The 16310-nt window shown below is 38.3% G+C and carries 12 protein-coding genes; 4 read left to right on the top strand and 8 right to left on the bottom strand.

Annotated features, from left to right (window positions below):
• Positions 1-163 precede the first annotated feature (163 nt).
• Complete coding sequence (udk, locus tag BTR42_RS04425; RefSeq protein WP_003064019.1) at positions 164-784, bottom strand: uridine kinase; 621 nt, start codon at positions 782-784, stop codon at positions 164-166.
• 152 nt (positions 785-936) lie between these two features.
• Between udk and BTR42_RS04420 the strand changes: the two genes are divergently transcribed.
• A complete protein-coding gene (locus BTR42_RS04420) occupies positions 937-2022 on the top strand; it encodes a DEAD/DEAH box helicase (protein WP_077496585.1) in 1086 nt (361 codons plus the stop codon).
• Between the two features lie 95 nt (positions 2023-2117).
• Here BTR42_RS04420 and BTR42_RS12955 read toward each other — a convergent pair whose 3' ends face one another.
• The 5 genes from BTR42_RS12955 to BTR42_RS04395 form a co-directional block, all read right to left on the bottom strand.
• The gene (locus BTR42_RS12955; RefSeq protein ID WP_077496583.1) at positions 2118-6839 is read right to left on the bottom strand and encodes a S8 family serine peptidase; all 4722 of its coding nucleotides are present in this window, start codon (positions 6837-6839) and stop codon (positions 2118-2120) included.
• Positions 6840-7143: 304 nt separating this feature from the next.
• Positions 7144-8787: a phosphoenolpyruvate carboxykinase (ATP) gene (locus tag BTR42_RS04410; RefSeq protein WP_077496581.1), complete on the bottom strand. Its 1644-nt coding sequence runs from the start codon at positions 8785-8787 to the stop codon at positions 7144-7146.
• 184 nt (positions 8788-8971) lie between these two features.
• Complete coding sequence (locus BTR42_RS04405) at positions 8972-10402, bottom strand: NADP-dependent glyceraldehyde-3-phosphate dehydrogenase (protein WP_009853872.1); 1431 nt, start codon at positions 10400-10402, stop codon at positions 8972-8974.
• 403 nt (positions 10403-10805) lie between these two features.
• On the bottom strand, positions 10806-12539 hold the full coding sequence (gene ptsP / locus BTR42_RS04400) for a phosphoenolpyruvate--protein phosphotransferase (protein WP_003064012.1): 1734 nt from the start codon (positions 12537-12539) through the stop codon (positions 10806-10808).
• Between the two features lie 4 nt (positions 12540-12543).
• Positions 12544-12807: a phosphocarrier protein HPr gene (locus BTR42_RS04395; protein WP_003064009.1), complete on the bottom strand. Its 264-nt coding sequence runs from the start codon at positions 12805-12807 to the stop codon at positions 12544-12546.
• 330 nt (positions 12808-13137) lie between these two features.
• On the opposite strand from BTR42_RS04395, the gene BTR42_RS04390 reads away from it, so the two are divergent.
• The 3 genes from BTR42_RS04390 (at position 13138) to BTR42_RS04380 (ending at position 14609) form a co-directional block, all read left to right on the top strand.
• Complete coding sequence (locus tag BTR42_RS04390; RefSeq protein ID WP_074580719.1) at positions 13138-13266, top strand: GNAT family N-acetyltransferase; 129 nt, start codon at positions 13138-13140, stop codon at positions 13264-13266.
• The gene (locus BTR42_RS04385; RefSeq protein WP_077496579.1) at positions 13263-14207 is read left to right on the top strand and encodes a DHH family phosphoesterase; all 945 of its coding nucleotides are present in this window, start codon (positions 13263-13265) and stop codon (positions 14205-14207) included. The genes BTR42_RS04390 and BTR42_RS04385 overlap by 4 nt, the downstream gene beginning before the upstream one ends.
• A 159-nt stretch (positions 14208-14366) precedes the next feature.
• Positions 14367-14609, top strand: coding sequence for a type B 50S ribosomal protein L31 (locus tag BTR42_RS04380; protein WP_003064003.1), 243 nt, complete (start codon positions 14367-14369; stop codon positions 14607-14609).
• Positions 14610-14710: 101 nt separating this feature from the next.
• Here BTR42_RS04380 and BTR42_RS04375 read toward each other — a convergent pair whose 3' ends face one another.
• A complete protein-coding gene (locus tag BTR42_RS04375; RefSeq protein ID WP_009853856.1) occupies positions 14711-15427 on the bottom strand; it encodes a glycoside hydrolase family 73 protein in 717 nt (238 codons plus the stop codon).
• A 172-nt stretch (positions 15428-15599) separates the two neighbouring features.
• Positions 15600-16292, bottom strand: a complete 693-nt coding sequence (locus BTR42_RS04370; protein ID WP_009853852.1) for a DUF4956 domain-containing protein — start codon at positions 16290-16292, stop codon at positions 15600-15602.
• Positions 16293-16310 lie beyond the last annotated feature (18 nt).

Here is a 16310-nt window from a genome sequence, read left to right as displayed (position 1 = left end):
AAAAGTCAACAGAATAATCCAAATAAAATAAATTTTCTGAATACTTTCTGAGATTTTTACAAAATAGTTGATAACTTAGCTGAAAAAGAGACTTTTTTCTGTTGATTGGTTATAAAAAGACACCAAACTTAGCTCGGTGTCTAGATTCTCTATTCACTACAAATCATTCTAAAATAGTTGCGATTTTAGTGTTGATAAGGTCGATAGCGACAACGTTTGATGCTCCTTCTGGGATGATAATGTCTGCATAACGTTTTGTTGGTTCGATGAATTGGTGGTACATTGGCTTAACAACTGATGTGTATTGGTCAATAACGCTGTCAAGGCTACGTCCACGTTCTTCCATATCACGTTTGATACGGCGAATAATACGGATATCGTCATCGGTATCAACAAATAATTTAATATCCATTAAATCACGAAGACGTTTATCTTCAAGAACCAAGATTCCTTCGACAATAAAAACATCTTGTGGTTCTTGGCGATATGTTTTTTCGCTACGCGTATGTTGTGTGTAATCATAAATTGGAATATCAACAGGACGCCCTGCAATGAGTTCATTGATGTGCTCAATCATCAAATCCGTATCAAAAGCAAGTGGGTGGTCATAATTGGTTGACACGCGTTCTTCAAATGTCAGATGACTTTGGTCTTTATAGTAAGAATCATGTTGAATCATCGCAATCTTTTGGTCTTTAAAATTCGCCAAAATAGCCTTTGAAACACTGGTTTTTCCACCACCAGAGCCACCAGTCACACCAATAATAATAGGTTTTTTACGCATTTATTACTCCAAATCAAAAATATTTCCTATCTATTCTACTACATTTTTACCATTTTTTAAATGCTGAAAACTCTTACTTATTCACGAAATAAAAAAAGTTTCCCTTTCTATGTTATAATAGGTGAAGATTACAAACATAGAAAAGGAAACTTATGATTTCACAATTTCCACAAGTCTGGCAAGAGCAGTTAGCTAATCTGAAATTTAGCGAGCTAACAGCTATTCAAAAACAAATTTTCGAGCCTATTTCACAAGGTGATAATGTCCTTGGTGTCAGCCCAACTGGTACAGGTAAGACACTAGCTTATCTTTTCCCAACACTTTTAAATGTGACACCCAAAAAATCACAACAATTATTGATTTTAGCACCAAATACCGAACTAGCAGGGCAAATTTTTGAGGTAACTAAAACATGGGCTGAGCCTCTAAATCTTACAGCACAGCTATTCATTTCTGGTTCTAGTCAAAAACGTCAAATCGAACGTTTGAAAAAAGGTCCAGAAATTCTTATCGGAACACCTGGGCGTGTTTTCGAGTTAGTCAAGCTCAAAAAAATCAAAATGATGAACGTTGACACAATCGTTTTGGATGAATTTGATGAATTGCTAGGTGACTCTCAATATCATTTTGTTGAAAATATCATCAACCGTGTTCCACGTGACCACCAAATGGTTTACATGAGTGCAACCAATAAAGTTGACGCTGACGCACTCGCTGAAAATACGTTGACGATTGATTTGTCTGACCAAAAGCTGGAACAAATCGCTCATTATTACATTACCGTTGATAAACGTGACCGCCTTGAATTACTCCGCAAATTTTCAAATATTCCAGAATTCCGTGGCTTGGTCTTTTTCAACAGTCTTTCAGATTTAGGAGCTACTGAAGAACGTCTCCAATTTAATCGTGTTTCTGCTGTTTCTTTGGCTTCTGATATTAATGTCAAATTCCGTAAAGTCATTCTTGAAAAATTCAAAAATCATGACATTTCACTACTGTTGGCAACTGATTTAGTTGCCCGTGGGATTGATATTGAAAATCTCGAATACGTTATCAATTTTGACCTCGCTCGTGATAAAGAAGTCTATACTCATCGTGCAGGAAGAACTGGACGTATGGGAAAAGCTGGCGTTGTCATTACTTTCATTACGCACAAAGAAGAATTGAAAAAACTAAAAAAATACGCTCAAGTCTCAGAAGTTTATCTTAAAAATCAAGGACTTCATTTGAAAAAATAAGCGTTCAATACACTCAAAAAGCACACCCGATTGAGAATTTTCTCTTTCAGATGTGCTTTTTTTGTTAGAGGAAGGGATGACTAAACTTAAATTTATTAGTCTTTAGAGACTTTTCTTCGTTTCCAGATGCCTGCTGTTAGTGTCACTAAAGTAAAGCCGAGAGCAAGAAGATAATTTTGTGTAACGCTTGATGTTTGAGGGAGCTCGTCGGTTGCTTTTGAACTTGCCAAAGGTTTAGCAGGAGTTGAAGCTTTAACTTCTTTATGAACGGTTACGACCCCTAGGGCAGCTACCTCTCCTCCTATCTCGTTTTCACTGACCTGCGGTTCCACTTTCGGTGGTGTTTCTGGTTTGATGACCTCTTCAGGAATGAGAGATTCTTCTTTCGGAACATCAGTGTCCTCGATAATTTCTTGACCGTCTAGAGCTTTTTCAGCTGCTTTCAAATTAGCCAAGGCTGCATCTACTTCTCCTTGAGTTGCACCTTCATTTGCTAAAACAGCAAGTGCTTCTTCAAGGGCTTGGTCGTAAGCGTCTTTGACAGTTTCGCTGGCATTTTGGTATTTAGCGGCTGTCACTTTAAGGACTGCAGATTTAGCTGACAAATCACGCAAAGCTGTAAAGTCTGTTGCTTGTCCGTCCAAGGCTTCACGCGCAGCAACCAAATCAGCCAAGGCTGTATCGACTTCTTCTTGAGTTGTTTGAGCTTTTGCCAAGATAAATTTAGCAGAACGATAAAGTGTATCATAAGTAATGCGTGATGACGCACTAGCATTATAATAAGCAGGGTCTGCTTGAACACCAACATAACGGTCGCTTTCATCAGTCAAGGCTTGGTATTGTGTTTCTTCACCGTCAAGAGCTGCTGTCGCCACTTGCAAGTTAGCCAAGGCGGCATCTATTTCTGCTTGTGTATGTTTTTCCGACAAGATTGTTTGAGCACTTGTTAGCGCATCACGATAAGTCAACAATTTAGCTAATGATGCGTTATAATAACGTGCTTCTTTCTCTAAATCAGCTGTTGCATTTGTTTCTGAAATCAAACCTGTCTTATCAATCACACTGAATTTCACACGGTTTTGTTTGCCATAAAGGACTGTAAAGTCAGGGTCCTCATAAATTTCATAGCCCTCTGGTAAATTCAATGCCAATGTGTAATCGCCAACGTAAACATCTTTACCATAATCCGTTTTTACATAACGGGCTGCTGGAACACTAGTTACTTTTCCGTCTTTATTAACAATTGTAACGTCAGTTCCCTTAGGCAAATCTTTATCGAAATCAAGCACCAATGCTGCTTTGCTGAAAGTGTGAACAAAGAAATCAACGGTCTTATAACTATCAGTCTCTGAAATACTTACTTTTTGACTAGTTGGACCAGCAAGCTCTGCCCACTCTTCATCATAAAGCGCAAGTTCAACAGTATAATCGCCAAAAGGTAAATCAACCGTTGTCAAATCTTCACCAAAGAAATGCAAATCAGTAACAATATCGCCTTTAGCGTCTTTGATAATGAAAGTATAATCGACATAACTATTGCCTTTTGTTTCATCATTCAACAGGTTAACAGTCACACGACCGCTATCATTACCAACGTTAATCAAATCTTCTACTTTTGCATAAGCGACATTTCCTGCGTAATCCTCAACAGCATAGTAGAAATCTTCAATGTCAGCCAAGTCAAGTGGCAACGTAAATGAGCCGTCAGCATTCGGTGTGAGATAGACTTGTTCAACTTCACCTTTTTCATTTTCTGCGTAGTAAAAAATGCTATCTTTAAAGACGCCCGAACCATCTGGGTCAAGAGCCTTACGTGGCGTAAAGGTCAATGTATTTTCATCATAAGTCGCCGTTGTGATAATCGGTTCTTTGCGGTCAACAATCACATCAAAGGCTAAATGCTGTGCATCTGCGCCGATAACTTCTGGATAATAAGTCAAAACATATTTATACTTACCGTCAGCTAGGTCGTGACCGTCTTGGTCTTTACCATCCCACCGTGTTGCATATAATACACTAGCTTTTTTATAATAATTTTTAATGCCTGACGAATCGCCACTTTCCCACAATGGATTTTCAAAATTAACATCATCTGCCGCATAAACAGCTGCTGTCGCATTTGTATAATTTCTCAAGAAAACACCTTTAAACAAGACATAATCTTGATTACCATCGCCGTCTGGTGAAATTGCTAAGTACGGTTGACCATTTTCATCTAATTGTAGGACAAAATCACCATCATCATTAGAATAAGTACCAAGCACTTTATAATAACCACTTCCAGCATTATTTGTCAGAAGCGAAGTCGTTGCATCACCACTTTCAACGACATGGTCATCACTAACTTCAAAGTAGAAACCGTCTTTACCATCAGATACCAGTTGATAGACAGGTGTTTCAACAACAGCTAGATTTTGGAAATCACCTCTGAAACCAACATATGGAATGCTGACAACTTCTGCTAGATCAGTTGGGTCTAAGAAGCGAACAAAGCCTTCAAGGTAATAACCATTTGGCATTTCTTTGCTCAATAATTCCGCAAATTGACTAGCATCCACAGTAATCGTGATTGTCTCTGAGCTATTAGCTTTAACAGTAATCGTATGACCTGTTGTCGTTGACAATTGACGTGGTGCTAGCGTAATTTCCCCATTTTCAACCGTATCCGTACCTAGATTAGTTTCGTAAGTTAAGGTTTTATCTTGGTCACCAATATTATGAATAGTTACATCAAATGTAAAGGTATCGCCAACATTTCCGAGCGTAACACTACCATAACCATCATCACCAGTCACATAAAGTCCTGTGCTAACTGCTGATGCCGTATCAACAAGCCCTGCACCTTGTTGACGTGGTGATGTGTAAGCTTGTGCTTCTTTATCATAATGTGCCTTAGCTGTACTCATAATCAAGGCTTTGACAAGGTAACCAACTTCTTCATCTGATTTTTCGTGGAAATTTTCTTTAAGGTATTGTTTCACCAAAGCAACTACACCTGCAACATGAGGTGATGCCATACTTGTACCACTCATCGAACCGTATTTATCATTATTGTAAGATGAATAAATACTGCCACCTGGTGCAGCAACGTCAGGTTTTAGCGCACCATCCGTCGTCAATCCCCAGCTACTAAAGCTAGAAAATTTACCTGCTCCTGGATTGTCAAATTTTTCAGCAACATCGCTAAATTTAATTTGATAGCCGCCTTTTGCTAGCTCGATACCAAATTTATATGGGATAAATGCTGACGGAATCGCAATCGCTGTATCATCAATTGCCATGCTAACATTTGAACCATCTGGGTCGTTGTTAAAGATGATAACACCTTCGGCACCATGTGCTGTCGCATTCGCAATTTTTTCAGAAAATGTTAAACCACCACGTTGGATAAGAGCAAGTTTTCCTGTTAAATCGACACCTTCAAGTTCCTCTGCTGTCCCTGTTCCAACATAGACATAATCATAAGCTTTGCCATTTTCAAATTTCTTATCACTTTTATCTGGATTGGTAAATGAACTCTTACCATTGTTAAGCTCAGCATTATCTTCCATTCCAACAAATGTCACTACATTGCTACGTGTAATGCTATTGTTGTAAGAAGCAACAGAGATAACATCTTGTGTTGTTGATGGATTGCCAACAAGACCATAATCAGGATTTTCTGCTGACGGATTAATACTGTCCCCAAAAGCACCTTCATTACCAGCAGCGAAAACGACGTTAACACCAGCCTTTTGAGCTGCCTTTACAGCGTCAATTAATGTTTGTTCAATATTAACTTCAGAGCCTGTTGTACTTCCAAGACTAAGGTTGATAGAGTCCGCACCCAATTTCACAGCGTCTTCAATTGCACGAACGTAAAGTGCTGGACCAGTCGATGATTTCAAATCTGAGAAAACACGTAAGAAAATGACTTGAGCTTCTGGTGCCACACCATAAATGTATTCATCACCCAAAGCTTTGGTAGGATTTCCTGTTGCAATCCCCGTAACGTGCATACCGTGTGAAGCTTCTTCACCTTCTTTTAAAATCGTATTTCCGTCAACATAGTTGTATCCAAAGACAACTTTATCATTAAACCATTTCCCATAGGTAATACCAGCTGCGGCTTTAGCTGCTTCAATTTCTTCTTCGCTACCATATTTAGCGGTAGAAAGGTCTGAAATGTGTAAAACATCATGGTCAACATCCAAACCTGAATCGATAATAGCAACGATTGTTCCTTGTCCTTTATAGCCGCTCTCCCAAGCCTCTGGAACTGTAATAAGCTCGTCACTATCAATACTTTGAGGTGTTGCAGAATCAAGTGTTTGCTCTTCTGGTTGAGCTTTTTCTGTTACTTCAGTAACCACTTCACTAGAAACACTTGCTGCAGATGCTTCAACATCTTGTGCTATTTCTTCAGCAACTTCACTCGAAGCACTACTCTCTTGCGCATTAGCCACATTACCAACAGCAGTCGCTTCTGATGTAGCAGCTGGGCTAGAAAGTTCTTCTGATACTGTCTCCTGCGTTTTAGAAGCTAATGCCACTTCATCTGCTGTTGTACTAGCTGTCGCCGTGCTTTCAACCCTACTTGCTTCAATCGTCGTTTCTACTGATGCCACTTGAGCAAAATCAGCTGTGCTTGAACTTTCTGTTGCCTGCACCACTTGCTCAATATTAGAAGCAGGGTCTGTTTGACTTACTCCTGCTGCTTTTGACAACTCATCAGCCGAAACACGACCTGCACCTGCTGCCAAAAAGACAGCTCCCACAAGGACTGAAACTAGTCCGACCTTGTACTTCCTAAAAGAGAATCTCTCTTTCTTATCCATAATAAACCTCCCAAAATGGTTATTTCATATTGACGGCTCGTCAATATAAAAAACATTAAAACACAAGTTTATTAAAAAATCAATCATTTTCTGAAAATTCTTTTATTTTTACCATATTTTATAGTTATAGGTATATATATAAAACATTTATAGTCAGATTTATTGACAAATAATGTGATAAATACTAGGAATTACCTTGTTTATAATTATTAGTTAAAAATTGTATTTTTATTAAAAAGCATCAAAAAAAGTACCCGCTAGGGGTACTTTTTCATCGAATAAATAGTTTTGTAAGAATATGACCTTATTTTAGATTGTTAATCACTCGTTCCAAACGTGAGATAGCTTCAACAGGCAGAGCTAGTTTAGGGTTATTTTGATTGAAAGACAATAGAAAATTCAAACGAATTTGCATCCGTGAACGAATCAATTGTTTGTATTTCGCATCAAAGCGGTGGACAGGATAGTCCTCTAATGTCAGATATTCAAAGCCTTCAATTGGACCAAAAGCCTTAAAATCAGCATTGCCGTCAACAATTTTTTCAATGATATCTAAAGAAACTTCTTTTGGAATACCATTTCCCATGTAAAATCCCGTATTAATGATATAACAGTCAACACCACTAGCAAATAATGAACGGAATTTTTGATAATCTTCGACCAAAGGATAAACCCTAAATGGATTTGCAAATGGTTCAATAACTAATGATTGCTTGCTACCTTCAATATTTTCAGCGCTTGAACGTTTTGTCATCAATGTACAACCCATTGTCGCTGCCATGAGTGGATCATTAATTTTGATTAAAGGTGGCAATGAATCGTCTTTCATAATCCAAAAAATCGCATTAATTGGCTCCTCGATATGGTCAACACGATTTGGCGTTGCAAAACGTGATTTTACGGTACGTCCGTTCCCATTACGAATATCCTCGGTCATCAATTTTTTACGACCATTATCATCTAACGTCACACCACAATTTTGAACAGTCACGAAAAAATCTTGCTCTGGGTGTCCAGTTGGATAATCGTTGGTCTTATCAAAATAAGACGGTTCTAGCGCAATGGATGAGCCATCTTTTTCGGAAATAATAAAGGCATCATCATGTAACACTTTGATATCGTATTTTCCATTATGCTTAGCATGAGTCAGCGTTGACTTTCCTGAACCAGATAAGCCAAAGAAAGAGGCAACATAATCATTTTTTTCCTCTTTTCCTTGGAAAATTTTCAAACCACCGTGGCAAGAAACATAGCCATTGCGCGCAGCTGTTCCCCAAGCCAACGTTAATGTCGCTTTTTTCAATTCTCCAAAATAATTCAAACCTAAAATAGCCACACAATTGTGATTCGTGTCAAAATAAGCTAAACCATCTGGATAATCTGGATGAGACCATTTAGGATCAAAAAAGACAAAAATATCATCTTCATCATACCGTTTAGAAACTTTTAAACGATTTTTAAATTCTTCATCTAAAATCTGAAAATTAAGCAACCATGAATAGAGATTGTTGATTTCTTCCTCAGGCACCATCAAATGTGCACGCACCATAAACTCTTCATCCAAACCAACAATAGCATCTGCTTTATAGAATTTGCGACTATGGGCTTGATAAACCGCACTTCGCACAATGGATAACAAGCGCTCATCTTCATCTGAATCCAAGCCATAAATACGACGTGCCTTAGCTGTTCTACCAACCACAGCTCCCGAATTTGTCAATAAAACTCGAGCATAGGACGGCAAGCCAAGTTCCTTCGTATGAATGACAGGCATGTCCAGAATCACTGTACCAGCAGCATTCGATGCCAATTGATAAGCCTCTTCTAAAGTCTTAATTGAAATGACCTGATTCTCATAAAATGCTGTTTCGACAATAGTTTTTAATGCAGAAAAATATGGACTTGCTTTGCGCATTTCCAAAGTTGAAAATTGATTACGTGTTACCATTTTCTACCTCCTATTGTATGGTTACCCTTATTTTATCACAATTGCATACGCTTTCATAACCAAAAGTGTAAAACCATTGCAAAAAAGAAAAAATTTATAAAAATTTTCATGAAGAACACAATTTGTAACCATATTTCTAAACTAAAAAAGGTCAGAACAGGACCGTTCTAACCTTCATCAAAAATTATTTTGCAATATCAAATACTGTAGATTTAACAGTAGTCATTGCTTCAATAGAGTATTTCACACCTTGTGTTCCAGCACCAGATTTCTTAGCACCAAGGAATGGGAAGTTATCTGTACCACGTTGTGTTTTGTTGTTGATGTGAACAGTACCCACTTCAAGTTGTTCAGCAATCTTGAATGCCAATGGGAAGTTGTTTGTAAATACTGCTGCTTGAAGACCGTATTCAGATTTGTTTGAAATTTCGACAGCTTCTTCTACTGAATTAACACGGATAACTGGAAGGACTGGACCAAATGGTTCTTCCCAAGCCAAACGCATATCAGTTGTTACATTGTCAAACAATACTGGACTAATAAGGTTACCTTCACGTTTGAATGAAATAACTTCTTTAGCACCTTTGTCTTGAGCGTCTTTGATAAGACCTTCAACATAGTCAGCTGCTTTTGTATCGATAAGCGGAGTAATATCAGCATCATCTTCAGGCATACCAACAGTCAAATCTTTAACAAGTTCTGAAACTTTGGCAACCAATTTATCTGCAACGCTATCCATAACAAGGACACGTTTAACGGCTGTACAACGTTGACCTGAGTAACCGTAAGCACCTGCAACGATGTTTTTAGCAGCCAAGTCAAGGTCAGCATCTTCAAGAACGATAGCTGAGTCTTTACCACCAAGTTCAAGCATAATTGGACGCATACCAGCCAATTTACCGATGTGTTCACCTACTGGTGTAGAACCTGTGAAGTTGATGTAGTTAACAGCTTCGTGTTCAACAATGTAGTCACCGATTACTGAACCACGTCCTGTAATTGTGTTGAATACACCAGCTGGAAGTCCAGCTTCAGCAAATGCTTCAGCCAAAAGAAGACCTGAAATAGAACCTTGCGTAGGTGGTTTAAGGGCAACAACATTCCCTGAAATAAGGGCAGGAGCAATCTTAGAACCTGCGAGGTTAATTGGATAGTTAAATGGTGAGATAGCAAGTACCAATCCTACTGGTTCGCGACGAACAATAGCGATTTTTTTCTTGCTTGCTGCTTCAAAGCTTCCACCTTCAAGGACTTCACCTTCAAGACGGACACCTTCTTCAGCGGCATAATTAATGATTTCAGCTGTACGGATAACTTCACCTACTGCTGATTTGTAACCTTTAGCAATTTCTTTTGAAAGTACAGCACCGATTTTTTCAGCATCACGCACTAAAATATCCGCTGCTTTATGAAGGTAAGCTGCACGTTCTACGTATGAAAGCGCACGCCATTCTTTTTGAGCGGCTTTTGCAGAAGCGTAAACGTAGTCAACTTCTTCTTGGCTCATTGCAGGTACAGAACCGAGTTCTTCACCTGTGGCAGGAGCATAAATTTTAATTTCTTCTTTAGAAAGTTTCCACTCTCCATTGACATAGTTTTTATATTGTTTAGTCAAGCTATATCTCCTTTTAAATGTGATAATTCCATTTTATCACTTTTTCTGCTTTTTTCAATATTTTAACACGAAAAAATTCAGAAAATTAAGACAAAAACTTTGCAATATCAAATTTTCATAATAATAAATTTATTGAATAAAGTTTTTTATGGTAAAATACGAATTTCATCTGTATTGTACAACTTAGAGTACACTCCAAGTCAAGGATTTTGTTTTAAAAAATAAATTCTCCAGTGAAGATTCTATTCATAAGCCTTTAAAAATCAGTAGTTCCGACAAAAGTTGATTTTTCAGCTATTAACTAAGCTAAAGTGACAGGAAAACCACTACACATCTATCCGTAAAATTAAAAAAAGAGTTCGGACAAAATAGTCCAAACTCTTTCTGATAATATTAAACACAATTAATCGAAATCAACGTATTCTTTGCTAAGCTCAAGAACTTCTTCCATTGTTGAGCATTCTGTAAGAGCGCGATTTGCATATTCTTGCATTTTAGCTGTATCAAGTTTCTTCATAAGGCTACGTGTACGAAGAATTGATGTAGCTGACATAGAGAACTCATCAAGTCCCATTCCGACAAGAAGCGGAACAGCTTTTTGGTCACCAGCCATTTCACCACACATACCAGCCCATTTGCCTTCAGCGTGTGCTGCTTTGATAACATTGTTAATCAAACGAAGGATAGATGGGTTGTATGGTTGGTAAAGGTATGAAACTTGTTCGTTCATACGGTCAGCGGCCATAGTGTATTGAATAAGGTCGTTTGTACCAATTGAGAAGAAGTCAACTTCTTTTGCAAATTGGTCAGCAAGCATAGCTGCTGCTGGAATTTCAATCATGATACCTACTTGGATATCATCTGCCACTGCAACACCTTCAGCTTTAAGGTTAGCTTTTTCTTCATCAAAGATTGCTTTAGCAGCACGGAATTCTTTAAGAAGCGCAACCATTGGGAACATAATGCGAAGTTGTCCGTGAACAGATGCACGAAGAAGTGCACGAATTTGTGTACGGAACATTGCATTTCCTGTTTCTGAGATAGAAATACGAAGTGCACGGAATCCAAGGAATGGATTCATTTCTTTTGGAAGGTCAAAGTATGGAAGTTCTTTATCCCCACCGATATCCATAGTACGAACCACAACTGGTTTACCATTCATGCCTTCAAGAACAGCCTTGTATGCCTCATATTGTTCATCTTCAGTTGGGAAATCTTGTGAATCCATGTACAAGAATTCAGTACGATAAAGACCAACTGCTTCTGCACCATTAGCATTAACACCTTCAACGTCTTTAGGTGTTCCGATGTTAGCTGCCAATTCGAAGTGTTTACCATCAGCTGTTACTGTTTCAGCATCTTTAAGAAGAGCCCATTCAGCTTTTTGTTTAGCGTATGCTTCACCAGCTGCTTTAAATTCAGCAATTTCTTCTTCTGTTGGGTTGATAATCACGTCACCTGTGATACCATTTACTGCTACGATGTCGCCATCTTTAACACGACTTGTGATATCGTTTGTTCCAAGAACAGCCGCGATTTCAAGAGTACGCGCCATGATAGCTGAGTGACTTGTACGTCCACCAATGTTAGTAACAAAGGCTTTTACAAATTGTTTGTTTAATTGAGCAGTATCAGATGGTGTCAAGTCGTGTGCAATAACGATTGATTCTTCATCAATAGTTGCAGGGTTTGGAAGTTTAGCACCGATAAGGTGTGCCAATACACGTTTTGAAACGTCGCGGATATCCGCTGCACGTTCTTGCATATATGGGTTATCTTCCATTCCTTCAAAGATAGTGATGAACATGTCAGTCACTTCTTTAAGACCTGCTTCTGCATTCGTTTGTTTTGCACGGATAGTTTCTTTGATTTGGCTGATCATTTCTGGGTCAGCAAGAACCATCAAGTGTGCATCAAACACGGCAGCTGCTTCTTCACCTAGTGTTTCTACTGCTTTCTCACGAATAACAGAAAGCTCGTCTTGTGATGCTTTTAATGCGGCATCTAGGCGAGCTTCTTCTGCACTTGTATCTTCAACTGTAACAGTTTCAAATGACAAATCCGGTTGAACGAGTAGATACGCTTTAGCAACAGCAACACCATCAGATGCGGCAATTCCTTTAAGCATTTCTGTCATTTTATTAAGCCAATCCTTCTTTAGTCATTGTTTCTTCGATTGCTGCAAGTGCGTCATCAGCGTCTGCACCTTCAGCAGAGATAGTAACGTCAGCACCTTGACCAACACCAAGGCTCATAACACCCATGATAGATTTAAGGTTTACAGCTTTACCTTTGTAGTCAAGAGTGATGTCTGAAGCAAATTTGCTAGCTGTTTGAACAAGCAAAGTAGCTGGACGTGCGTGAATTCCTGTTTCTGCAACAATGTGAAAATCTTTTGAAGCCATATTATGGTTCTCCTTTTTATTTGTGTTTTTTCGAATTATCATATGATAACCCTTACAAGACATGATTATAGCATATTCCCGTTTTTATTTCAATACTTACACGTTTTTGTGCGCGCTTTCTTTTCTGATAATTTTTGATTTTGCTTATTTGCAACACCTACTAAAAAAGCTGATTTAGAGGTATTTTTGAGCGTTTTCGTATAGAAATTAACAAAAGTATCTATCAAATAAGCATTCTAAAATAAATTCTCTTTTTTCTGTGGTATAATGAAAATCAGAAAAATGTCATGGTAAGCGATATAAAAGTTTTAATTCATTTTCTTTGTTTTTATGGAAAATACTGAAATTCATGCTTACTTACAAACATCTTACACTTCTTTTGGATTCAAGACGATTTCTGATGAATACCTAGAGAACGGTATTCCGCATATTGATATGATATTGGAGAATAAACGATGAACAACACTTTTGAAGAAATTTTAGAAAAAATAAAAGCTTACGATACCATTATTATCCACCGTCATCAACGTCCCGACCCTGACGCTCTCGGTAGTCAAGTCGGGCTTCGTGATATTATCAGACATAATTTTCCAGAAAAAAAAGTCTTGGCGACTGGGAAAGACGAGCCAACACTTACTTGGTTGACAAAAATGGATACTGTCTCTGATGATGATTACCAAGGCGCTTTAGTTATTGTTACCGATACTGCAAACACGCCACGTGTTGACGATGACCGCTATACAAAAGGTGACTTTCTGATTAAAATCGACCATCACCCTAATGACGATGCTTACGGTGATTTGCTTTATGTTGATACAACTGCTTCTAGCGCTAGCGAAATCATCACCGATTTTGCCCTTTCAACTAATCTAGCTTTGTCAAATGAGGCAGCTCGCCTGCTTTATTGTGGTATCGTCGGTGATACTGGACGTTTCCTTTATCCTGCAACAACAAGCAAAACGCTCTCAATTGCGAGCAAGCTACGCGAATATGATTTTGATTTTTCAACACTAGCTCGTCAAATGGACTCGTTTTCATTTAAAATTGCTAAACTTCAAGGCTACGTTTTTGACAATCTTGAAGTTGATGAGAATGGCGCTGCTCGTGTGGTATTGACACAGGATACTATGAAAAAATTCAACGTAACTGATGCTGAAACATCTGCCATCGTTGGAACGCCTGGAAAAATCGATTGTATCCAATCATGGGCAATTTTTGTCGAACAAGCTGATAAACATTACCGTGTGCGTCTTCGTAGTAAATCACAGGTTATCAATGAAATCGCTAAACGTCATGGCGGAGGCGGACACCCATTAGCCAGCGGAGCGAATTCTTATAGCCTTGAAGAAAACGACGAAATTTACCAAGAAATCAAAGACTTGCTAGTACCAAAGAACTAAGCAATCCCTTGATAGCCTTGACTTAATGACAACTTGATTTTAATTCAATTAATTTGCTTAAAAGTCTTGTCAAATATCGCATTATTTGATAAACTATAGAAGTTAAAATAACTATGGTGCGTCAAAAAAGCACCATGGCAGAAAGGAAATCTTTTAACAATGAAACAAAACATCCATCCAGAATACCGTCCAGTAGTGTTCATGGACACAACTACTGGTTACAAATTCCTTAGCGGTTCTACAAAATCTTCTAACGAAACTGTAGAATTTGAAGGCGCTACTTATCCACTTGTACGTGTGGAAATCTCATCAGATTCTCACCCATTCTACACTGGACGCCAAAAATTCACACAAGCAGACGGTCGTGTGGATCGCTTCAACAAAAAATACGGTCTCAAATAAGAAACCGCATTTTACAGGAAAGCCATTTTCGAGCAATCGAAATTGGCTTTTTTTATTTTCAAAATAATGTAAAAAAGAGGAGAAAATTCCTCTTTCCTATTCTATTGACTAATAAAGCGAAGCCATGCTTCATCTTCTGCTAGAATGGCTGCTGTTGTGTAAGAGCCACGATATTCATTCCAGACATGGTCTGAATTGTCCTCGCTACTTGTTTCTTCCTCTGTGCTTGCTGGTTCATCATAGACTGTCAAACCATATTGCTCAATTAAAGCATTTAATTTATCAGCGTAAGATGTGTCTGTGGCATACAAACCAGTCAAGGCTGCCGTGGCGTCTTGGTAAGATGTTGTGTTAGACTTCCACGTTCCAGAATACAAATCCCAACTAAGCAAATTAGCGTAATCATTCAACGAATCGCTTAAACTATCATACGACCTAAATGCTTGGTCAACTTCGTAAGTATTGCCATTTCCGTCATCTTCCCAAGTTAGCATGGTCACAGAATTGCCATTGTAACTCCCTTTGATACCAAAGAAATTATAATAAGGAGACTGGCTAAGCGCAGACTGCCCACTACTTGATTCTAAGACAGCTTGTGCAATCATCACAGAAGCGTAGAGGTTACGCTCTTGCCCAATTTGTCGTGCTGTTTCGCCAATGCTTGCAATAAAATCAGCTGTTGCTGTATCTGATGTTTCCGAAGATTCTGCGACAACCGCTTTTGTAGAATGTTGAAAACAAAGGTTAACGCCCAAGGTAATACAAGTAACCAAAGTTGCGCAGGTTAAAAAGAACTTTGTAATACGCTTTTCTTTCACGGTGCCTCCTTAATGTAAGTGCTATCTTAGTTCATTATAACAAAGTTTTCAGAAGCTGGCAACGCACTCAAAAATCGTCTATTGTCACGCTGATAATTCAATCTGCAAGAATTTGCAAGCTTGTTTAATTGTTCATCAAAAAAACCAGAACCGAGGTTCTGGTTAACTTGTATTACAAGTTTTTCTTTTTCTTAGCTAATTTGGTCATTGAGATGTCAATATCTACAATGTGTTCGACTAATTCATCGGTTAATAAAACGTCATCGTCGTCTGAATTTAGGTCGATTTGATAGGTCAACGTCAAATGTTCACCGCTATGGCTACTTTTCAACGATACCAATTCAATATCTCGACAAAATTGGTGTAGGATGTGGCGGATTAACTTTTCATCTTTTCGATCTTTTGGCAAATCTATCACCAAATGTCTCACCGTTTGTCCTGAACTAAAGAAGGTCATTTTTTCCAAACCAAGCCAAATCACCAAGAAAACAATTGTGGTCAAAATAGCTAAAGTTAGGTAACCCATTCCTGTACTTAATCCGATAGTCATTGCTAAAAAGAGTGCCAACAGTTCACGCGCACCACCTGCAGCTGAACGAAAACGTACCAAACTAAATGTTCCAGCTACGGCAACACTTGTTCCCAGACTACCGTTCACCAAGAAAATAATCACTGACAATAAGCTAGGAAGGATTGTCAATGTAATGACAAATTCTTTTGTGTAAAGTGTCCGATAACGATACACCCACGCTAAAGCAGCACCTAATATAAGACTGACCAAAAGGGATAAGGCAACCATCAATGGATTTACCGTCGCACTCGCACCTGTATAAACACTATTAAATAAACTCAAAACAATAATCATCTCCTAACTTATTCAATT

Source organism: Streptococcus gallolyticus subsp. gallolyticus DSM 16831 (assembly GCF_002000985.1).
Lineage (GTDB): Bacteria > Bacillota > Bacilli > Lactobacillales > Streptococcaceae > Streptococcus > Streptococcus gallolyticus.
The sequence above is the reverse complement of the archived record's forward strand: the minus strand, read 5'-3'. Positions and strand labels throughout refer to the sequence as shown.